The organism is Campylobacter sp. 2018MI01, from assembly GCF_018501205.1.
Taxonomy (GTDB): Bacteria; Campylobacterota; Campylobacteria; order Campylobacterales; family Campylobacteraceae; genus Campylobacter_E.
The window spans coordinates 1-23,864 of the sequence record NZ_JAHCZE010000008.1 but is presented as its reverse complement, the minus strand read 5'-3'; the positions used below and the strand labels follow the sequence as shown (position 1 = coordinate 23,864).

Annotated in this window: 12 protein-coding genes; 9 read left to right on the top strand and 3 right to left on the bottom strand. The window is 29.9% G+C overall.

The window, feature by feature from the left end; genetic code table 11:
- Positions 1-2: 2 nt before the first annotated feature.
- From KJQ97_RS02665 to ychF, 3 genes are read left to right on the top strand one after another with little or no spacing between them, the layout of a single operon-like run.
- A complete protein-coding gene (locus KJQ97_RS02665) occupies positions 3-653 on the top strand; it encodes a DedA family protein (protein ID WP_250325095.1) in 651 nt (216 codons plus the stop codon).
- On the top strand, positions 637-2,049 hold the full coding sequence (locus tag KJQ97_RS02660) for a leucyl aminopeptidase (protein ID WP_214119876.1): 1,413 nt from the start codon (positions 637-639) through the stop codon (positions 2,047-2,049). The genes KJQ97_RS02665 and KJQ97_RS02660 overlap by 17 nt, the downstream gene beginning before the upstream one ends.
- Positions 2,046-3,149 (top strand): redox-regulated ATPase YchF, encoded by a 1,104-nt coding sequence (ychF, locus tag KJQ97_RS02655; RefSeq protein ID WP_214119875.1) that lies wholly within the window; start codon positions 2,046-2,048, stop codon positions 3,147-3,149. The genes KJQ97_RS02660 and ychF overlap by 4 nt, the downstream gene beginning before the upstream one ends.
- A gap of 156 nt (positions 3,150-3,305) precedes the next feature.
- On the opposite strand, the gene KJQ97_RS02650 is transcribed toward ychF, so the two are convergent.
- Complete coding sequence (locus tag KJQ97_RS02650) at positions 3,306-11,486, bottom strand: autotransporter adhesin family protein (RefSeq protein WP_214119874.1); 8,181 nt, start codon at positions 11,484-11,486, stop codon at positions 3,306-3,308.
- 407 nt (positions 11,487-11,893) lie between these two features.
- Between KJQ97_RS02650 and KJQ97_RS02645 the strand changes: the two genes are divergently transcribed.
- Together KJQ97_RS02645 and KJQ97_RS02640 are read left to right on the top strand one after the other, a co-directional pair.
- Positions 11,894-14,287, top strand: coding sequence for a molybdopterin-dependent oxidoreductase (locus KJQ97_RS02645; protein WP_214119873.1), 2,394 nt, complete (start codon positions 11,894-11,896; stop codon positions 14,285-14,287).
- Between the two features lies 1 nt (position 14,288).
- Complete coding sequence (locus KJQ97_RS02640; RefSeq protein ID WP_214119872.1) at positions 14,289-14,870, top strand: hypothetical protein; 582 nt, start codon at positions 14,289-14,291, stop codon at positions 14,868-14,870.
- A gap of 44 nt (positions 14,871-14,914) precedes the next feature.
- Here KJQ97_RS02640 and topA read toward each other — a convergent pair whose 3' ends face one another.
- Together topA and ciaB are read right to left on the bottom strand one after the other, a co-directional pair.
- Positions 14,915-17,002, bottom strand: a complete 2,088-nt coding sequence (topA, locus tag KJQ97_RS02635) for a type I DNA topoisomerase (protein ID WP_214119871.1) — start codon at positions 17,000-17,002, stop codon at positions 14,915-14,917.
- Complete coding sequence (ciaB, locus tag KJQ97_RS02630; RefSeq protein WP_214119870.1) at positions 16,999-18,741, bottom strand: invasion protein CiaB; 1,743 nt, start codon at positions 18,739-18,741, stop codon at positions 16,999-17,001. Before ciaB ends, topA begins: the two co-directional genes overlap by 4 nt.
- Positions 18,742-18,834: 93 nt before the next feature.
- Here ciaB and KJQ97_RS02625 point away from each other — a divergent pair, with 93 nt between their 5' ends.
- The 4 genes from KJQ97_RS02625 (at position 18,835) to KJQ97_RS02610 (ending at position 23,766) form a co-directional block, all read left to right on the top strand.
- A complete protein-coding gene (locus KJQ97_RS02625; protein WP_214115777.1) occupies positions 18,835-19,650 on the top strand; it encodes a flagellar hook capping FlgD N-terminal domain-containing protein in 816 nt (271 codons plus the stop codon).
- Positions 19,647-21,194: a flagellar hook-basal body complex protein gene (locus KJQ97_RS02620; RefSeq protein ID WP_214115776.1), complete on the top strand. Its 1,548-nt coding sequence runs from the start codon at positions 19,647-19,649 to the stop codon at positions 21,192-21,194. The genes KJQ97_RS02625 and KJQ97_RS02620 overlap by 4 nt, the downstream gene beginning before the upstream one ends.
- A gap of 387 nt (positions 21,195-21,581) precedes the next feature.
- Positions 21,582-23,333 carry an autotransporter outer membrane beta-barrel domain-containing protein gene (locus tag KJQ97_RS02615; RefSeq protein ID WP_214119869.1) on the top strand — a complete coding sequence of 584 codons (1,752 nt, stop codon included), beginning with the start codon at positions 21,582-21,584 and terminating at the stop codon, positions 23,331-23,333.
- A 94-nt stretch (positions 23,334-23,427) separates the two neighbouring features.
- Complete coding sequence (locus tag KJQ97_RS02610; protein WP_214119868.1) at positions 23,428-23,766, top strand: TfoX/Sxy family protein; 339 nt, start codon at positions 23,428-23,430, stop codon at positions 23,764-23,766.
- Positions 23,767-23,864 lie beyond the last annotated feature (98 nt).

The following is a 23,864-nucleotide window of genomic DNA, read 5'->3' as shown; positions in this document are numbered from 1 at the left end:
CAATGGATATGATAATTAATTTTATAAATTCCTTTTTTGCTGACCCTGAGGGGGTTTTAACTTCCTTATTTAGAGATAAAATCGTAATTGCTAGTATTATTATATTTTTATGGTGCACGCTAGAAGGCGAAACTGCATTAATACTAGCAGGACTTGCAGCTCACGGAGAGCATATTCATATAGGACTTATCACATTTATAGCAGGTTGTGGGGGATTTTTGGGCGATCAGATATATTTTTATATAGGAAGATACTCAAAAAGCTATATTAGAAAAAAGCTAAAAACACAAAGGCGAAAATTTGCAGTAGCACAGATTTTACTTCAAAAATACGGCTGGCCTATAATATTTATTCAACGCTATATGTATGGTTTTAGAACCGTTATTCCTATGAGTATAGGGCTTACTAATTATAGTGCAAAGAAATTTGCAATAATTAATTTTATTTCAGCTCAAGTATGGGCTGCTATTACTATTTTTATAGTGTATATTTTTGGCGAGCATATATGGGAGATTATTAATTGGGCGAAAGACCATTGGTATTTGGCAGGAATTTTAGTTGTAGGATTTTTATGCTTAATTTTATATGCTTTTAAAAGTTTAGAAAATAAATTATTAAGTAAGAAAGGTAAAAAAAATGAAAGTAGTATTTAATGAAAAAAATACTGATTTTAAAGTTTGTTTGATACAAAACAAAGATTTAAGTAGATTTGATGATAAAGAATTTTTTGAAATAAATGATTATAAAGGAGTTGGAGCGATTTGCAACCTAGCTAAAAGAACGCTTTATGTTGGCTTAAACGATGAATTAACTTATGCTAGTTTTATAGCTAGTTTAGGTAGTGCGATTAAGAGCATTAAGAGCTTAAATATAAAAAGCATTAGCCTTGAATTTATTAATCTTGGTTGTGAGTTTTATAGTGCTTATGCTCATATTTATGCTGTTATTTCATCTTTATATGAGTTTAACAAATATCATAAAGAGCCTAAGAATTCTAAAATAGAATTAATAAGCCTTGAAACACAACAAAACGATGATATTCAACAAGGCGTTGAACTAGGTAAAGTATTAGCAAATGCTTGTGAAGATGTAAAAAATATAGTAAATGAAATTCCAAGCACTTATAATCAACTTAGTTTTGAAAAAGACGCTTTAAAATTAGCTAAAGAATTTGATTTAGAATGCAATGTTTATAGTGATGATTATTTACAAAAAGAAGGAATGAACGCATTTTTAGCAGTAAATCGTGCAAGTAGTTATCCTGCAAAATTAATCCACTTAGCTTATAAACCACAAAACGCTATTAAAAAAATAGTTTATATAGGAAAAGGACTTGTATATGATACAGGTGGGCTAAGTCTTAAACCAGCTGATTATATGCTAACTATGAAAGCTGATAAGAGTGGTGCGGCTGCTGTTTTAGGTATTTTAAAAGCAGCTAGTATGTTAAAACTACCTTATGAAATACACGGAATTATAGGTGCAGCACAAAACTGCATAAGCGAAAAATCATATATGCCTGATGATGTATTGATTTCAAGAGAAGGTGTAAGTATAGAAGTAAGAAATACTGATGCTGAAGGAAGATTGGTTTTAGCAGATTGCTTGAGTTTTGCTCAAGATTTAAAGCCTGATTTATTAATAGATTTAGCTACTTTAACAGGTGCTTGTGTGGTTGGACTTAGCGAATATACAAGTGGTATTATGGGATATAATGAAGACTTGCAAAACGAGTTTTATAACAATTCAAAAAGAAGTGGCGAATACACTTGCGTTTTACATTTTAATCCACACATTAAAGAGCTTATTAAAAGCAAAATAGCTGATGTTAGCAATACAGGTAGCTCAAGATATGGTGGAGCAATTAGTGCAGGAATGTTCTTAGGCGAGTTTATTAGAAAAGAATATAAAGACAAATGGTTGCATTTAGATATAGCTGGACCTGCTTATGTAGAAAAAGTATGGGGCGAGAATGCTTATGGAGCAAGTGCAGCTGGAGTTAGAATGAATATTATAAATTTACTTAGAATGGCAAGGAGTGCAAAATGAGCCTTAGCGTAGGTATTGTTGGACTCCCTAATGTTGGTAAAAGCACGACTTTTAATGCTTTAACAAAGGCAGCAAACGCTCAAGCAGCAAATTATCCATTTTGCACCATTGAGCCAAATAAAGCTATTGTTGAAGTGCCTGATGAGAGATTAAAAGTCTTAGCAAATATAGTAAATCCTGAAAGAATAATGCACTCAATGATAGAATTTGTAGATATTGCAGGTCTTGTAAAGGGTGCTAGTAAAGGCGAAGGTTTAGGGAATAAATTCTTAGCAAATATTCGTGAAACTGATTTGATTTTACATATAGTAAGATGTTTTGATGATGAAAATATCACTCATGTTGAAGGTGGGGTTGACCCATTAAGAGATATAGAAATCATAAATCTTGAATTAATCTTAGCTGATATTGAACAACTTAATAAAAAGCTTGATAGACTTAGCAAAGAAGCAAGAGCAAATCTTAAAGGTGCTAAAGAATGCCTTGAATTAGCACAGGATTTATTAAAACACCTTGAAGATGGCAAATTAGCTAGTGAATATGCAAATCGTGATAGTGAAGCTTTTATAACTTTAAATAAAGAATTAAGATTACTTAGTGCTAAAGAAGTAATTTATGGCGTTAATGTAAGCGAAGATGAATTATTAGATGATAATGATTATGTAAAAAAGGTGCGTGAATATGCAGCCAAATCAAATCATAGTGTTTTAAAATTATGTGCTAAGCTTGAAGAAGATTTGGTTGGAATGGACGAAGCTGAAGCTAATGAGTTTTTAAAAGAATTAGGCGTAAATGAAAGCGGTTTAGCAGCTATTATTAGGACAAGTTTTGCTAAGCTTAATTTGATTTCTTATTTTACTTGCGGGGTTAAAGAAGTTAGGTCTTGGACTATTCATAAAGGTTATAAAGCTCCTAAGGCTGCAAGTGTAATTCATAATGATTTTGAAAAAGGCTTTATCAAAGCTGAAGTAATTAGCTATGATGATTTCGTAAATTGTGGTGGCGAAGCAAAAGCTAAAGAAGCAGGTAAATTACGCTTAGAAGGTAAAGATTACGAAGTAATTGACGGCGATATAATGCACTTTAGATTTAATGTATAAATCTTATTAGCAAGGCTTAAAAGTCTTGCTAATCTTTTAAAAATCCTTTTTATTTATAGAATTTAGAAAAGATAAAAATTTTTATAAGTTAAAAATATTAAAAGCATTGTTGATTGAAGATAAATCAAACAAGACTTAAAAAAGCCTTGCTTGATTTTAAAAATTATAAGAAAATCCTAAGTTTATATTGTAGTTATTATTAAAGTGATTTGTAATGCTCTTAGCAAAATCTAAATTAATGTTAGTATTAGCACTAGGTTTATAATCAGCTCCGAATTTGATTTCAAATCCTCTATCTTGAACCCTTTCAAAATAATAAGTCATACCATCATTAGCACTATTACTTGGACTTTCGTTTAAGTCTTTAATATAAGCAAATTCAGTATTTAAACCTACTTTATCATTGATTTTAGCACCAGCTTTAATACCTGCTTTTGCAGTATATTGAGCTGCTTGTTCTGTTTGAATTCCTAATACTGCTCCATCAATATTTACTTTTGGATAGCGAGTAGCTATTAATTTAACATTAGGTTCTACATAATAATCAGAGCCAAATCTTTGTCCTACTTTAACTTTTGCTTGCCATAAATTATCATATCTTGTAGTATTTATCATCGCTAAATCACTCTTATAATTACCCTTTAAAGTTAGTAAATTTAAGTCATAATCAACGAAAAATCCCGAATTAAAATTCGTGCTAGCATAAAGTCCAATGCCAGTTATTCCAACATCAGTGCTTAATGCTTTATTAGCTTTTAGTTTTGCTTTAGAAGCTTTTATACCATAAGCTACATCAAGATTTTTTAAAGATACTTTATTATCTACTCCTACATTAACTCTGCTACCTTTTAAATTATTTGAATCTGTTTCAAAATAACCATAATCAGAATTTATCCAAAAACCTTTATTTTTATCATCATTTCTTAAGTAATTAAATCTTAAGTCATTATCATCAATATAATATCTAGCAACATAATATGGTGTATACATTATGTTTTTAATCGCACTTGTAACAGCTGGGTCAAGATATTCTAAAGTCAATAAATCCTTATCATCAGCACTAACCTTACCAAAACCTTTTAAAGCTTCTTTATCTATTTCTAAATTAGACCTAATGCTATCTTTATTAATTATTGGTTCTTTATCTGTTAAACCTAAACTCCATACTCCATCTTTACCTATTTCATCAAAGCTTAAAACCTTAGTATTATAAGTAGCTAAAACGGTTTTATAAGTTACTTTAAAGTAAGCTTTATCTTTTTCATTATCTTCTTTTTTACCATTTACAATAGCAATAGGAACTCTTGTATTTATTAACTTACTTAAGTTCGTATTGTATAAAACGATTTCGTTATTTTCTCCTAAAGCTTCTTTATTTACTATAATAGGACCACTGAATTTATCTTCTAAACTAGTATCAATTCCACCACCATAAATATAAAACTTAGAATTATTAGCATTTAGAGTATTAGTTACAACTTGTGCTTGAATGTGTGAATTATCCACTATTAAATTATCAGCTCTAATTCCACCTATGCCATTGCTATTTGTATTAGTAGCTCTTATTGTTGAATTTTTGATTGTATAAGTGCTATTTTTTAAATCGCTTGTCTTATCATAAGTATTTGTAGCCAAATCATCAATGCTTGATATAGGTTTAGTTCCTGTAATTTCTATGAAGGCATTATCAGCATTTAGCGTATTTGTTTTAAATGTGTTTGCAGTGAAATTACCTGAAATCTCTGAATGATTATGCACTAAAATATCTTTATTAAAGGTATTATTTAAGTTCGCATTTATATTGCATTGTTCTACATTGTTATTATAAATTCCATTGCTAGTTTTTAATGTCCCACACTTATTATTGTCATATTTAATAGCAGCATTAATAATAGAATTATTTACATTCAATTCTGAATTATTTGTAATATCTTCGCTTACATTTTTAACATTTGTAAGACTTAAAATACCGCCATCATCATTTGTAATTTTGGTTGCTAATTCGCCTATATTATTAAAGTCTAATTTAGATTTATCCCCATTATTTTTAATACTTGTTCCAGCGATTTTATCAGTATTATTAATGCTTAAATCTCCGCCATTTTGATTTGTAATATTATTAAATGATTTAATATTATCTAATACCACTTTAATAGCTTCATTTACTAAATCTTTCATAGAAGCATTGCTTAATTTAGTATTGCCTTTGCCTTTTAGTGTTAAATCATCATTAAATGTTGAATTATTTAAATCATTTGTCCCACCATCTATTGTAGTTTTATTGTTAAATTGTGAGCCATTATCTTTTACATTCTTAGCTATAACTTCGCCATCAAATGTAGTTTGATTAGAATCTAGGCAATCTACTTCTACTTTTCCTTTAAGAGTTGTCGTGCTATCTGGTTTAAAACAAGCTTTATTTCCTTTAACGCTTATATCATTTTTTAAAGTTGAATTACTTACTTTAAATTCCCCACTAGCATTTAATTTAGCGTCTAATTTAGACTTATCATCAATATTTTTAATATCCAAATTATTCGCATTAAATGTAACATTTTTGCCTATATTAACACCATTTTTACCATCAATATTGCTTAAGCCTGTGCTAGTGATTGTAACAGGAGTTGTATCATCGCTACAAATACTAGCTTTGTTATTTAAATCCAAATCCTTAGTATCAATGCTAGAGCAAACTTTAGCATTATTAGTTAATGTGGTTTTTCCATTATTTGCAGTGATTATTGCGTCTTTTCCTTTAAACTCTCCACCACTAATAGTAATATTCCCAGAATTTGAAGTAGCTTTAATATTATTTGATTTAGTGTTGTTTAAATTAATATCATTATTTGCATTTAAATTCGTATTATCTTTTATAGTTGCATTAGTTACATTGATATTTTTATCTGCTTTTAAATCAGCATTAACTTGCGTAGGCTCGCTTCCTTTGATTGTGATATTTTCTTTTGAAGTTAGTTTAGAATTAATCTTGCTTGGATTATTCTTATCATCTGAAGTTACAACAATATCTTTTATAGCATTAATTGTCGCATCAATTACGCTATTTGCTATATTTGCCATTCCTTGCAAGATAATATTAGAACTCTTATCATCTTTACCTATTTGAGAATTATTAGCATTAAGATTATTAGCATTTACATTACTTGAGTTCAATGTAGCATTTGTAGCTGTAATATTATTAGCTTTATTAATATCTGCATTTATCGTTGTATCTTTTCCTAAAGTAATATCATTAGCATTTTTTATAGTAGAGTTAATGGTAGTTTTCTTATTAGCAGCAGGTGGCTCTGGACTAATTCCATTATGCTCTCCTAGATTTTGAGCGTCATTGCTTAAGATTATATTACCTGCTACATTAATATTTCCGCCATTAACTTCAGCCCCATTTGCAATTAGTAGCGTTCCACTAGGATTTTTGCTAGTTAAATCTCCTTTTATAGTAGCATTATCAATTGTAGCATTGTTAAAATTACTACCTGCATTAATCACTGCACCTCTTCTAGCTACTAATTCATTGGTTTCTATTGCTTTATTAATTGTAGTAGTTGTGTTATTAGCACAAGAGCCACCACCTATTATATCTACTCTACCGCTACTATTAATATTAGAATTAACAATAGAACCATTTTGCACGGTAACTAAATTAGTTCCTTTAATTAAACCATCATTAGTAGTAGAGCAATCTATTAAGGCTTTATTTGTAAATAATTCTCCTAAAACATTTACAACTGATTGTTTAGTAGCTGAAAAATCACTAGAATTACCATTATTTAAAGTTACGCTAGATGAACTTATATCAGTATTTTTTGCATTTAGAGTATTTGTTTTTATATTTTTAGAATTTGTAATGCTTAATTTCTCATCAGCTTTAATTAAATTAGCATTAATTCCTTTAGCTTCTTGTGTATTTAAGATATTAGTATTTTTAGCACTGATAGTATCTCCAGTAAATTTAACATCATCTAAAGTTAAATCATTTAAGCGTTTGCTAGTATCATTGCCTATATTTGCATTAGCTAAATCTACATTTTTAAGATTTAATGTATCATCTATACTTGCTGCATTTATATTAGAATTACTAATCTTAGAATTAGCAATTTTTAAATTCCCATCAATTCTAACATCATTATTTTTATTAGCATCTTTATTTTGAATGTTTAATTTTTCTAAAAGCATATCTTGAGCTAATTGTAATAATGTTTTATTAGCTTTGATTGTAGTTTCTTTTGAATTGTCTAATTTAGAATTAATGAAATTAACTTCATTAGAAGTTAGATTTCCCGATAAATTAGCGTCTTTTATAGTAGTAGTGCTTTTGATATTTACATTACCACTAAGTGTAGCTTGATTTCTTACTTCTAAATTATCAGTATCTTCAATTGACGCTAATACTTTTGTATCTTTTCCATCTATTATGATTTTACCACCATTAGTATTTGTGCTAAGCTTTGTGCCTTCGTTGATTACGCTTTTGTTTTGTAAGGTTATTGTATTAGCATTTATGGTAGCATTTTCTGTTTTTGAATTATCAATCGTTATATCTTTAGCTTTTAAGCCACCTTGTATAGTTGAGCCATTATTTACTTGTATATCATTAATAGCATTGATTTGTGAGTTTGTTTTAGTGCTACTATCGTTTAAAGTAACGCTATTAGCATTTACAACACCACTTTCTCCTAAAATAGCTTTGCTTTCAAATTCTGCTGTAGTAGTTATTGTAGAATTAGCATTTAATGTAGCACCATCTTTTACAAGCAATTTATTAGCATTAATTGCCCCTTTTATATTGGTATCTTGAGTATCTGTTACAGGAGCGTTATCCATAAGCATTTTATTACTTAAAATAACGCTTCCACTATTTGTTATAAACTTAGCATTTTCATCTGACTTAGCTCCATATCCTAAGAGTATATCACTATTTTTAGATTCTAATTCTCCGTTTATAGTCCCCCAATATGCTTGGATTTTATTATTTGCCTTAATTGTTGCAGTTTTTTCTACATTTGCATTTAATAAATCCACACTATCATCTATATCTAAAATACCTTTTATATTTCCACTTCCTATTCTTGCACTATTTGCTTTGATTGTTTTATCTGCATTTAAGGTAGCATCACTATACATATTTAAAAATCCACTTGCATTTATATTGGCATTGATTATTGTATTTGTTTCATAAATGTCTATATTTTTAACATTTATAATATCTGCATTTAGCTTACTTCCATAAGATATTTTTGCATCACCACCTATATCAAGGGCTGAATTAATTTCGCTATTATTTTCTATATCTACATTGCCAGTTGATTTAAAGCTATTTCCATTATAAGTTGAGTTTTGAAAATAAGCTCCGTCTGTATTGATATTTGCACCACTAACACTTGCATTAGTAGATTTAAAATAATTACTTGTAAATTCTCCACCACTAACATTAGTTTTGTCTTTACCTAATTCTCCAATATTAATAGAATTTGTGCTAGTAAATACTCCACCATTTACATTGCTACCTGATTTAACATATATATCATTTGCATTTAATTCTCCGCTACTTACATTACCACCAGAATTAATGTTTATAGTGTTATTTGCAGTGATTTTACCACCACTTACATTGCCACCAATGTCGGCTTGATTTGTAGCGTTTAGCTCTGATGAGCCACTTATATTTCCGTTTTGATTTAATTTAATATTAGTAGCTTTGTGAGTTCCTTTGCTTACATTTGCACCACTTTCAATGATGATATCAGCTCCTGCTATGGTATTGCCTTGTATATTAGACTTGCCTTTATAAGTAACATTATTAAATTTACTTTCTAAATTAGCGTTTTCGCTTGTGTTTGAACTATCTAGCGTAATGTTTCCGCTTTCAGCTATGATTTTACCCGATTGGATATTTGAGTTATTATTAATATTTACATTTTCATTAGCTTTAAGTGTTCCAGAAAGTATATTTGAATTGTTAGTAATATTGATATTTTTACCATTTATGTTCTTTGCATTACTATCTGTATTATCTAAAGTTACACCGCCTTGAGTTGATGTTACTTCTGTTTTTGACATTAAGGCTTTATCGGTTTTATTATCCTTAATTGTTATATCGCTACCACTTTTTAAGGTTACTAAATCTAGCTTAGAATTGGTTATATTTATTTTATTTCCACTTTGAGTAGACCAAATACCACCATCTGTAGTGTTGTTTGAAGTAATATTTGAATTAGTAATATCAATAGTTGAATTTGGCTTACCCACAACTATGTGTTTAAAATCAACATTTGAACCATCAATTGTGATATTTGTATTGGTGCTAATATTTCCGCTAGTAGTTACAGAGCTTTTCTTTATTGTAAGATTATCAGCGTTTATTCTATCCCCACTTATATTTGCATTATCTGTGATAGTTAGTTTTTGTATAGTTGCTCCTCCACCACCTTGTCCTAAAATAACATTCTCATAATTACCACCACTTATTGTAAGACCACCGGTAACACTACCTGTAGTCTGTCCAAAATAAGAATTGGTAGCATTAGCATTTTTTAATGTGAGAGTTTTATCTTGACCAATCATTACATTAATGCTTGAAGGATTATCTCCTATGATTTTAGTGCCTGTTATGGTTGTATTGTCTTTTGTGAAATTAGCAACACCACTGCCTTTTGTATTTATCGTGCCATTTGATAAATTAGAATTTATATTAAAGCCAGCTGAATTGATATTAATTGTATTATTAGTGCCGGTAGTTTCATTAGTTGCGTCACCTAATATTACACTCCCACCATTGTGAGTAATGGTATTGCCACTTGTATTGCCATTAATATTTAAAGCCCCACTATCGCTTATAATAGTTGAATTATTAACTTCTTTTGTAGTTAAAGTCCCACCTTTGCTATTTATAGTTGAGTTATCTTTAACATTATTAACGCTTAATTTTCCATTAGCATTACTATTAATAGTTGAGCCTATAACATCGCCTGATATAGTTAAATTACCATCTGTATTACTATTAATAATTGAGTTATTTGTAACATTTTTAACTTGGATTGTAGCACCATCACTATTGATAGTTGAGCTATCTATATTGTTTGCTACCTTTAAAGTCCCGCTAGTTCCATCAATTGTAGAACCTACTACATCATTTTTAACATCAATAGTCCCACCATTATTTTTAATAGTTGAATTGTCAATATTATTTGTAACACTTAAATTCCCACCACTTTCACTATTTATAATTGAATTAGCAGTAATATTATCAGCAGTTATATTTGCACCTTTACTATTAATTGTAGATTTATTTGTGATATTTCCCGCAGTTAAAGTTCCACTATCGCCTTCAATTGTTGAATTGTCAATATTGCTATTTACTTTAATAGTCGCACCTTTACTATTGATAGTAGATTTATTTGTGATATTTCCCGCAGTAATATTTCCACTTGTGCCATTTATTGTTGAATTATTAATTTCATTTGTAACATTAATAGTTCCACTCGTGCTTGTTATTGTAGAATTATTGGTAATACTTCCTGCAGTTAGTTTTCCACCTTTGCCATTAACTTCTGAGCCATTAATTTCATTTGTAACATTAATAGTTCCACCAGTTTCGCTATTGATGATAGAATTATTATTGATATTTTTAGAAGTTAGAGTTCCGCCTTTGCTATTAATAGTTGTAGATGAAATAGTTTCAGCGTTTAGATTACCGGCTTTATTTTCTAGCTTAGAATTAGAAGAGCCATTACCTTCTAAGGTATTTAATGTCATTTCTCCCCATTTGTTTTGTAAAAATGTATTTTCTAATTTCGTATTACCTTTTACTGTAAATTTTGCTCCTTTGTCATTTACTAGATAAGTGTTATTACCTATTAGATTGCCTTCTACAAGTAGTGTTGCATTTAGATTTTCCATATAAATGCCATCTTTACTTCCTAAATCTTTTTCTTCAGTATTTGAAGGGTTATTTAAATCCCCATTTACGGTTAAATCATTTTTTACTGTCATGGAGCTTTTATAATTCATCCACAAAGTGCTTCTTTGTTCTTTGTTAAACATTGTAGATGAATATCCTTGACTATTTATAGTAAAGTTATAAAAACTTCCGTTAAAACTATCTAAAGGATGAAAGTCCCCACCACCGCTCATAGTAAAGTTAGTGGTTTCAGCATTTGTTCCATTGGTAAAAGAAATTTTGCTTATGTTTGTTTCTTTAATATTATTATATTCGTCGTTTAACTTATCAATAGTCAAAGTTCCATTATTAAAACTTGCTGCTTGAACTGAACTAATTATCGTAAATGCTAGTAATGACATTCTTATGGTCTTATTCATATGAAATCCTTAAAAAGTTGCTTGATTTTTATTAATGCTAAAAAATTGATATAAATCAAGGTATTATATTTATAAAATGAAAAAAGAAAGCTTAAAAAATGATAATTTTGCAACAATTTTTGCTAAATTTTTCGCAATAAATTTCTTAAATATTACAAGTTTTCTAATAGTAATTTAGTTATATTTAAAATACTTTAAATATTGTTCTAGTAGATAAAATATTAATTTATAAAAATTAAATAAATATTTAAAATCTTAAATATTTATTAGTTTTCATTCTTAGTGATAAAAATATAGCTTTAGAATTTCAAATTCTAATTATTCAAAGAAGACTAAAAATACCTTATAACTTTATGATAATACTTACTATATAAAATGTTTGCTTTATATTTTAAAAAGGAGAAATTATGGCAATTTCAAGAAGAACATTTCTTAAAGGTTCAGCAATTACAGCTAGTGCGATTACTTGTCCTTTAAATGCTGATACAAACTTTTATGATATCAAGCAAATCCCACACGCTACACATTTTGGTGCATTTACAGCCGAAGTAAATAGCGAAGGAAAAATAATCAATCTTATCCCACACGAAAGTGATAAAAACCCAAGCGTAATCACTAAAGCTATCATAGATAGAACATATTCAGATACAAGGGTAAAATATCCAAGTGTTAGAAAAAGTTTTTTAGAAGGTAAAAATCGCCCTGATTTAAGGGGTCGTGAGCCTTTCGTTCGTGTTAGTTGGGATGTAGTGCTTGATTTATTATATAAAAAGCTTAAAGCTACAAAACCTGAAAATATCTTTAACGCAAGTTATGGTGGATGGGGTCATGTTGGCTTACTTCATAATTGTAACGCAGTTGCAGGTAGATTTTTTAACACCGTTTTAGGTGGAGCAATAGGCACTGATGGAGAGTATAGTAACGGAGCAGCGGGTAAAGTAAATACCGCTATAGCAGGGGATTTAGAAGTTTATAGTTTGCAGACAAATTACGAGCAAATGATTAAAAACTGCGAAGTTTATGTAATGTGGGGTTGTGATATTTACAAGGATAATCAAATAGATTTTAAGGTAGCTAATCGTGAGAATGATGGTTGGCTTAAAAAATACGCAGCTAGTAATATAAAGTTTATTAACATTGACCCACAATATACAAAAGCGGCAGAAATTACAAAGGCTGAATGGATAAAAATCGTCCCAAATACCGATGTTGCAATGATACTTGGAATGTGCCATTATTTATATACAAGTGGAAAATACGATAAAGAATTTATAGCTAAATACACAGATGGATTTGATAAGTTTTTACCATATTTACTAGGTAAAACCGATGGAGTAGAAAAAACTCCTGAATGGGCGGCTAAGATTTGTGGAATTGATGCGACTAAGATTAAAGAATTATGCGATTTATTCGTTAGTAAAAGAACATTTTTAGCAGGTAACTGGGCAAATCAAAGAGCACATCACGGCGAACAAGCTGACTGGGCTATCATAACTTTAGCTTGTATGATTGGTCAAGTTGGACTGCCTGGTGGTGGATTTGGCTTTTCTATGCATTATTGCTCGGCTGGTGGAGCGTTTAGTGGAGCGTTACTTCCTGTTGGATTACCACAAGGAAAAAATAGCGTAAATATAAATATCCCTGCAAGTCGTGTAAGCGAAGCTATCCTAAATCCAAATAAAACTATTAATTTTAAAGGCAAAACCTTTACATATCCAGAGATTAAAATGTTTTATGTAGCAGGTGCTAGTGTTTTAGGTCATCATCCAAATACTAATGAATTAATTCATGCTTTAAGACAACTTGAAACAATAGTTGTTCATGAGCCTTGGTGGACGCCGATGGCAAAAATGGCTGATATAGTAATCCCAGCTACAACAACACTTGAGCGTGATGATATAAGTTTTGGTGGTTCATATTCGCAAGATTGGGTATATGCTATGAAAAAAGTAATCGAGCCTGTGTATGAAAGCCGCAATGATTACGATGTTTTCTATGAATTAGCAAAAAGATTTGGCGAAAGAGAATTGGCTAAGTTTAGTGGTGGCAAGAAAGACCATTTAGAATGGATAAGAAGTTTTTATGAGAAGAGTGATTGTATAAATGAAATGGAATTTGATGAGTTTTGGGAGAAAGGCTCACTTCATTTTGAAATTCCAAAAGAAGCTTATGAATTTGTTCGCCACGCTGATTTTAGAAAAGACCCAGTGAATAATAAATTAGCAACAGAAAGTGGAAAATTCCAAATCTATTCACAAAAATTTGCTGATTATGATTTACCTGATTTTAAAGGTCATATAACTTGGTTTGAACCGGCTGAATATTTAGGAAATCAAGAATTAAGCAAAAAATATCCATTCCATTTATTAAGCCCACACCCAAGATATAGAATTCATTCTCAACTTGATAATACTTGGGTAAGAGAGCTTTACAAAATCCAAGGTCGTGAGCCTGTAGTAATTAATACTGAAGATGCTAAAAAGCTTGGTATTAAGCACGGCGAAGTGGTAGAAGTATATAATAATCGTGGTAGATTATTAGCTGGTGCATTTGTAAGTGATGATATTAGAAGTGGCGTTGTAGCTATTCAAGAGGGTGCTTGGTATGACCCTGAAGATGATAAAGATAATTCAAGATGCAATCAAGGTCATGTAAATGTGCTGACTTCATCTCGCCCAACTTCTCAAATGGCACAAGCAACAAGCGTAAATACTTGCTTAGTAGCGATTAGAAAACTTGATAAAAATGAAGCTGTTAAACCATATAAAAACACAACACCACCAACAATTATAGGAGCGTAAAATGAGAAAAATTATAGGATTATCATTAATTACTTTAAGTGCTTTTGCATATAAGCCTGATTATCAGCAAATATTTTTACCAACTCCTGCAAAAGTTGAGACAAAAAAGCAAGAATTTGCTAAAGATATTAGATTTATCTTAGATGAAAAAGCGACAATGCTAGATGAAAATCAAAAGCAAATCGGAACGATTTATGAAGGAACTATGGTTAAGCTAATTGAAACTAAGGGAGATTTAGCTAAGGTTAGCATTAGTGGAGAAGTTGTAGGAGATAAATTAGCATTTAATAAAAATGCGGAATTTGTCTATTTAGAGAGTAAAAACGCTAAGCCTGAAATGAGCTTTTGGGTAAAATCAAGCTCTTTAACTACTGATAAAGACGCTGCTTTTGAAGGTGTTGAGGTGTTTTATTATGATTCTTGCACGAGTTGTCACGCAGCACACGCTCCAAGCGAACACGCAATTGATGAATGGGACGCTTATTTAGGAGCAATGCAAATGAATGCAAAAATTACTGACGAGCAAAAGGATAGAATATTACGCTATATGCAAGCACATTCTAGCAATGGAGCTTTTAAGTAAATTAAAATAGAATTTGTAATTAGGATTAATTACAAATTCTTTTATTATTTTTCTATTTTTGTTTTACAATCTAAGCACTCTATAAATGTGCCTTTTTTAAGTTCTTTTATAATCATTATTCCGCCACAATTAGCGCATTTTTCTTTAGCTAGTGGGTATGAGCTAATGAAATTACATTTAGGATAAGAACTGCACCCATAAAATGCACCCCTTTTAGAAAATCTTTGCACCAAATCGCTACCACATTTAGGGCAAGGGACATCTAGTTTTACTAATTCTTTTTTAGGTTTTTCTTCTTTGTTTTCGGTTTTTGTATCATTTAAATTCCTTGAATATTTGCATTTTGGATAACCACTACAAGCTACGAATTTACCGAATTTGCCTTCACGAATTAGCAATTCTTTACCACAATCAGGGCAATTTTCTCCTAGTTTTTCTACTTGTTTTTGACTTTGAATACTTGTTTTTCCATCGTTGATTTTAGTAATGAATGGCTCATAAAATTCATTTAAAACTTCATCTAAATCACGCCCATGAGTTGCAATCTCATCTAAACGCTCTTCCATATTGCTAGTAAATTTCGCATCTACTATTTGCATAAAATGTTCTTCTAAAAATTCTATGATTTTTTCGCCTTTTTCTGTAGGGATTAGTTGTTTTTTCTCTAACTTCACATAATCTCTATCAATTAAAAGGCTTGTTGTAGGTGCGTAAGTGCTAGGACGACCTATGCCTAATTCTTCAAGTTGCTTAATAAGACTTGCTTCGTTATATCTTGCAGGTGGCTCTGTGTGTAAGGTCTTTATTTTTGAACTTTGTAAAGTCATTTTATCGCCTTTATTTAAAGCAGGTAAAATCTTATCTCCACTAGCATCATCATTCAATCTTAAATGTCCATCAAAAAGCACTCTTCTTCCACTTAGTTTAAACTTCGCCTTATTACTTGTGATATAAATTGTATTGTTTTCTATCTTCGCATCAGCCATTTGGGTCATTAAAAATCTATCATAAATTAATTTATACAATTTATATTCATCAGCCTTTAAATATTCTTTAGCAATTTTGGGAGTAAAGCTAACATTAGTTACACGAATAGCTTCGTGAGCTTCTTGAGCGCCTTTGCTTTTAGTCTCATAAACTCTTGCTTTAGTCGGTAAATATTCTTTGCCATAGTCTTTTGCGATTTGCTCTCTTGCTGATTTTATTGCTTCTTCGCTTAAGTTTAAGCTATCAGTTCTCATATAAGTAATTGCACCCATAAATCCTGCGTGAGTTTGAACGCCTTCATATAAAGTCTGTGCTAACATCATAGTTTTTTTAGGAGAAAAACCTAATTTAGAACTAGCAGCTTGTTGTAAAGTAGAAGTCATAAAAGGTGGCTTTGGACTATCTTTACGCTCTTTTATACTGATTTCATCTACGATAAAATCCGAGCTTGTAATGTGTTTTAGGATTTCTTCGGCTAAGGCTTTTTCAGTAATGCTTGTTTTTGATAATTTCTTGTTATCAAATTCTATTAATTCTACTTCTAAATCTGTTTTAAACTTAGTATCAAGCTCATAATACTCAATGCTTACGAAATTTCTTATTTCTCGCTCTTTTAAGATAATTAATCTTAAAGCCGCACTTTGAACCCTACCAGCACTAAGTTTGCTTGCTACCTTGCTTGATAATAAGCCACTTAATTTAAAGCCCACAATTCTATCTAGCATACGCCTAGCTTGTTGAGCATTTACGCTATTTAAATCTATTTTTCTTGGGTGTTTAATAGCGTTTAAAATAGCGTCTTTTGTAATTTCGTGAAAAACTATTCTATCATAGCCTAAAACATCTCCGCCTAAGATATTTGCTAGATGATATGCAATTGCTTCTCCTTCTCTATCTTCATCGGTTGCTAGTAAGACTTTAGCACCTTTGCTAAGGCTTTTTAATTCTTTTACTATGCTTGAGTGAGTTTTACTGATTTCATAATTAGGTTTAAAATGTCCATCTTCTATATCAATTCCTAATTTATTTTTAGGCAAATCCCTAATATGACCTTTAGACGCAATTACGCTATATTCACTACCTACAAATCTTGAAATTGTTTTAGCTTTGCTTGGTGATTCTACTATTATTAGGGTATTACTCATTCGTTCTCCTTGATTAAAACATTGGCAAATTCATCATATAATTTTCTATATTCATCGCCAAGTTTTACTAAATCTTTATTTGTGCTAATGTATTCTAAATCCTTTAACACTGCATAATCTTTTAAAAAATTATTTGCATTTTCTTTTTTAAGATAAGTTTTTGCAAGTTCGTTATATACATTTAAAAATTCCTTTTGAAAATCTTCAAATTTTTCTAAATCAACGCTTAATAAAGTATCATTTGAAAAGCTTAAAACCTTGCTTTTAAATAATATTGCTAAAAATATCAAACCTTCACAATAATAAGGCTCTATTTCTTTAGTGCTTTTATAAGCCATTAAAGATACTGCTCTACTTGTTATATTTGCTAATAAGGCCTTTTTGTATTTTTCATCAAAATGATTGCAAAAATCATATATCCCACCAGCACTTGCTTTAAATTCTTCAATATTTTTAAATACTCCATTAGTATTCATTAAGCTTTCTGTATCGTTACCTATAAAGAAAATATGTCCTGCTTCGTGTCCAATGGTGCTAATCTCATAAATCTTTTTCCATAAAAACTCATCATTTAATACGCTTTTATTGTAGTCGTTAAAGGCTTTATCAAATACTTTTTGATTTAGCATTGTTCTTGGTTTTGATTTTGTTTTTTTATAGACAAAATCTAAAAATGCAAATATTTTTTTGCCATAATTTGCTGATACAAATTCATCATTTGGCACAACTTGAGCTGAAAATAAGCCATTTAATTCTGCTCCATAATAAAGTATAGGTTTGCTAATATGAAGTTCAATTTTGTCTAAATTAGCTAGGCTTAGATTTAATGCGTTTTGATTAGTTATATTAGCGTTTTTATAAGCTTTATTTAAGCTATTTTTCATCTTATTAACAAAACTTTCACTATTAAAATCATAATTATCATCAATTCTAATATCCCACTCAAGTGCTACTGAATGAGTAAAAGCGTCTTCGTAATATTCTAAAAAATGCCCAACTTGAATGAAGTCTTTTGCCCCCATCCAAGCTATTTCAGCATTTTGCCAAGGCTTTAGGCTAAGCTCTTTACTCATTAAAGCATTTTGCAAGGCTTTAAGATATTTTATATATGCTTCATTTTTATGATTTAATTTAAAAAACTCATTAAAGTATTCATCAATCTTTTTAAATTCTTCTTCAAAATATAAAGAATATGGTAAAAGCTCTGGTTTAGTATCCAAATTAATTGCTATTGCATAAATCCTAGTAGCTATTTCATCATTTTCATCAAGATAATAAAGCTTATTATTTTTTATAAACTCATAAGGATTTTCTAAACTTTTAAAAAATTCATTATTTTTTTCAATTGCCTTATCCCATTTAGGCTGAATACTATTAAAAACAAGACCGATTTTATGCACTAGATTTAATAAATCTACATAAAATTTATCTAAACAAGGGCTTAATTTTTCAATGATTTTTATATGTCTTTGCTCGTAAAATTCTTTAACTCTTTTATATGCTAAATCTTTTGCTTTTGCTAAGTTTATATTATTTTTTTTGCAAGTATTTTCATAATTTGTAGTATTTAGCTCAATAATTCTTAATAAATATGAATTGAAATTCATATCATTTATTTCTAAGCCAAGTTCTTTTAAATCATTATTTATAAGTCTTGCTAAATCGTGATTGCTTGATGAGTTTAATTTGTATAATGAGAATAATTCTTCTTCGTGCTCTTTTATGATTTTTCCTAACATTTTTGCTCCTTTTTTCGCATTTTGCCAAAAAATATTTAAATATGGAACACACTTTGCTATATAAGTAAAAATATTTTTAAACAAGGATAGAAAATGGCAATTTCACCTATGAATAATACTGCTATGAGTGTTAATACAAGTATCGCTGCACAAAATGCTAATACACTTTCTGATAAGCAAAAATCAGAGGGCTTTAGTCTTGATAATACCATTCATACAAGTGATGTAAAAAAGCAAGAAGCAGATGCAAAAGCCTTAAAAGAAGCTGATGGAACTAATCCAAATTCTAAGATTTCTCAAGAAGCTTTTATGAGATTATTGCTTGAAGAATTAAAGCATCAAGACCCAACAAGTCCAATGGATAGTGATAAAATGCTAACTCAAACAAGCCAACTAGCAGCTCTTGAAACTCAAGAAAAAACCAATAAAACTATGGATGAATTAGCTAAGAGAATGGAATTACTTAGCAATAGTGTAGGAATTGGTATGATTAATGCAGTTGGTAAAATGGCTGTACTTAAAAAAGATACCTTTACTCACGATGGTAAGGCTGTTGATTTGCCGTTTAACTTATACTTTCCAAATGGTGCTCCAAATGATGTAGTAATAGGTGTATTTAACTCAAATAAAGAGCAAATTGACGCAATTAAAGTCAATAAAGACATTATTCAAAAAGGTAATAATAATTTTATTTGGGATACTAGATATGAAGATGGAACTATTAGAGAGAAGGGTGATTTTAAATTCGTAGCTCAATATGAAGATGAACATGGAAATATAGTTCAAATTCCTAGCGGTTATTTTAAGGTTGATGGGGTTACTTTTGAAGATGGTAAGGCTTATTTAAACGCTTCTGGTATTAAAATTAGCTTTGATGATATAGCACAATTTCAGGATGAAAAACTATGATGCGTTCATTTTATAACGGGGTTAGTGGGGTAAAAACTCATAGTTTTGGAATGGATTTATTAGCTAATAACATTTCAAACATAAACACCGTTGGCTACAAGGCTGCTATGCCTGAATTTAAAGACATATTTTATCAAACAGGCAATGATGTTGGTGGCTTAAATAATTTTGGGGCAAATCAAGTCGGACTTGCTGCAAGTGGTTTAAGCTCAACTTTTTCTCAAAAACAAGGAGCATTAGTTTCTAGTCAAAATACCTTTGATGTAGCACTTGAAGGCAAGGGATTTTATGGCATAAAAGATTACGATGGTAATACTTATTATACTAGAAATGGGGCTTTTAATATTGATAGCGATTTTAATTTGGTTGATAGTTTTGGAAGATTTGTGCTAGGGACTATGAATGCTGGATTTAATGCGAGTGCTATGAGTGAAAATATTAAAGAAATGTTTGGAAAAGTTAGTTCAAATGCTGGTTTTACAATATCTAATAATGATTTAGATATTAAACTAAACGCACCAAACGCACAAACTCCTATAACATTGCCAAGAACACTTTTTATGAATGCAGTAGCAACTACAAATGTAAATATTAAAGCAAATCTTAGCAATGCTTTTCATGAAGAAGATAAGTATATAAATCTTGATAATATTGAATTAGAAATTGATAATAATAAAAGCACTTTTAAAGCAAGTAATCTTGAGCCTAATGCTAGAATTTTATTAGAAGTTGATAGGGGAGATGGAAGCGATACTATAGAAGCATTTGCTGATGAGTTTGGGAATTTAGAAAAGACAATTAGCGGGAATGTAAATAGCTTTAGTGCAAGGCAAGTAAAGACTATTAATGTAGGTGCTAATAATAAATTTGATATAGCAACTTATGATGCGAATGGAAATATTAGAAAAATTGATTTGCAAATACAAGCTATTGATAAGCTTAATTTTAAAGCTACTGCTATTTTAAAAGATACTCAAGGAAATACTATTAGTGAAGCTAGTGGGAATATTATTTTTAATACCGATGGTTCATTAAATACAAATGAATTAAATCAAATAGATGGAATAAATCTAAATCTAGGAAGCCCAAGAGTTGATGGTAAGGGTGGATATGATGGATTAACTTGTATTGATAATGCAAAAATAGAGCGTTATGTAGAAGCAAACGGCTATCCAGCAGGAGTTTTAAAAGATTACGCTATTGATGAAAGGGGCAATATATTAGCTAATTTTACTAATGGTAAATCTCAAGCTGTAGCTAAGTTTGCAGTGTTTAATTTCGTAAATGAGCAAGGCTTACATAAAAATGGAGAAAATGAGTTCAGCACTACTCCTGATAGTGGAAATCCTATATTTTTTACCGACGCAAATGGTAATGTAATAAACTCATATAAAATCAAATCAAATTATTTAGAGCAAAGCAATGTGGATTTAGGCACGGAGCTTACTCAAGTGATTATTTTTCAAAAGGCTTATGAAGCAAACGCTAAGAGTATCACAACAGCCGATCAAATGCTAAAACGCGCAATAGAGATGAAAAAATAATACAAAATAAATTATATTTAGCACAATTTTTCGTGTTAAATATAATTAAAAATATATTTTAAATAAATTATTTAGTATAAAAATATTTAAAAATTGTGTGTTTTATAATTAATTTAGAATTTAAAATATGTATTTTTGTGTTATTGTCTTTTTAGATAAAGTTAATTTTTATTTTCTTTAGCTTTTAATATATAAATTAATTTTTATTAATATTTTGAAATATTAAGAAAGTATTGTAACTAGGGATTTTAAGAAAAATTTTATGAATAAAATATAATTTAAAAAATCATAATTTGTATATGTTTAAGTTTTATTTAATAAATTAAATATATAGTTCTCGTGCAAATTTATTCAAAGGAGACACAATGAAAAAACGTAACAAACCTGTTGCTGGGGGGGGGTATTTTAAAGTTATCTCTTGCAGCTAGTGCATTAATTTTCTCTCAAGGCTTAATTGCTGATGAGCTACAAACTTCAAATCAAAACACACAATTAGTAAATTCAAAGGAAACAAACTTACAAGGTATAAATTCATCACCTTCAAACTCAACCGGAACTGAAAATAAAGACCAATCAACCGGAACTGAAAGTGGCACAGAAAATAAAGACCAATCAACCGGAACTGAAAGTGGCACAGAAAATAAAGACCAATCAACCGGAACTGAAAGTGGCACAGAAAATAAAGACCAATCAAGTGGCACAGAAAATAAAGACCAATCAACCGGAACTGAAAGTGGCACAGAAAATAAAGACCAATCAAGTGGCACAGAAAATAAAGACCAATCAGTAGATACAAAAGACCCTGATGAGCCGAAGAAAGAAGGTCAAGTAGATGAAAATCAAAAAGATGAAGCAAGTAAAGAAGATGGTTTAAAAGCTGAAGATACTCCAAAAGTTGATGAAGCTCCAAAAACTGAAGATAAAAAAGAAGAAGTTAAAGAGCCAGAATCAAGCAAAGAAGATACAAATAAAGAAGATGCAAATAAAGGTGAAGAAGATAGCAAAAAAGATGAAGCTACTAAACCAATCAAACCTGATGTAAGCACACCAGCTGTCCCAGAGAAATCTCCTGAAGAAGTTAAAAAAGAGCAACTAATCAAACAAACAGAAGAAATAGTAAAAAATCTAGGTAATCTAGGAAATATGGCAAAAGATAAAGTAAATGAACTTGTAACTATCCTAGTAGATAGCGGAGTTAGTGATTTAGCTACATTTAATGCAAATAAATTAGACGCTACTACAAAAGCAAAAGTTCAAACAGCAGCAAATGCAATAGCAACAAAAGTAATTGATAATGAAAAATCAAATATCACAAGCAATGCTCTAGGTGCGTTTAATGTGCAAATTAATAATATGAACAAGCGTTTAGGTGAGATTAGGGGATTAAATTCTGATATTGGAACTTGGTTTAGAGCTTATGGCGGAAGATTTAGCGATAGTAGCAATCATATTAATTTCTACTCAACTCAATTTGGTGCTGATAAGATGAGTAATTTAAGTGATGCTGATGTGATAACTGGTGCGATGATAGGATTTGATAAAGTTAATGCTGATACTAAGGCAAATGGCTTTAATATTGGTGTATATGGAAGTTATATCCATAATAATGGTTTATTTGTTGATAGCGTTTTAAAATATGCAAATACAAGCTTTAAAAAGACTGGCGTAGAGTTTAAAAAACAAAACTCTGTATTATTAAGCGTTGAAGGTGGATATAGAGCTAAGATTAATGAAAAAGCTTATGTAGAGCCAAGCTTAGAAATAATCACTGGTCGTGTAGGTAAATATGAAGCTAAGAGCAAGGCTAATACAATAAGTGTTAAATCATTTACGCCAATTATGATTAAGCCTCAAGTTTATACAGGTATAGAGCATAAAGACTTTGTATTTAGAGCTGGAGTTGGTGCTGTAGTTAATGCGAAAAAACAAGAAGCTGATATAGTAATCAACAATATCGTAAATGGAATTGATGCAAAAGCTAAAACCAAGTTAAATAGTAATAATCACGGATTTGCAAGTGTAGGTGGTAGCTATAAAGTAAATGATAATCTAAGAATTAATTTAGGCGTAGAAAAGAGCTTCGGAAGTAAGTTCAAAAAAGACTATGAAGTAAATGCAGTTATTAGATATACATTCTAATTTGTTTAAAGCTTAAGGTATTTAAACCTTAGGCTTTAAAAATAAAAATAATTTAGTATGATATTTTTATATTTAAATTATTAAAGGAGTTTTGATGGCTACAAGTAAGGATTATTTGGAGTATGTTTTAGACTTATTTGATGGATTGAATATAAGATATAAATATATGTTTAGTGAATATATGCTGTATTATAAAGATAAGGTTATAGGTGGTATTTTTGATAATCAATTATTATTAAAACCTACAAAATCAGTGTTGAAATACTTAAATGAACCTACTTTTTTATTGCCTTTTAAGGGTGCAAAAAATGAGATGGTTTTGTTTGATAAAGAAGATAAAGAGCTTTTGAGTATGATTGTAATAGCAATGGTTGATGAATTGCCAAATCCTAAAAAGAAGCTTAAAAATAGTAAAGATTGTATTAGTAATTAAAATATTTATAAAAATTCTTAATTTTAAATTCTCATAGCTATTTTGATTGAAATCTTGTGAAAAGTATTTAATATATTTATAATATATCAAGATAACTT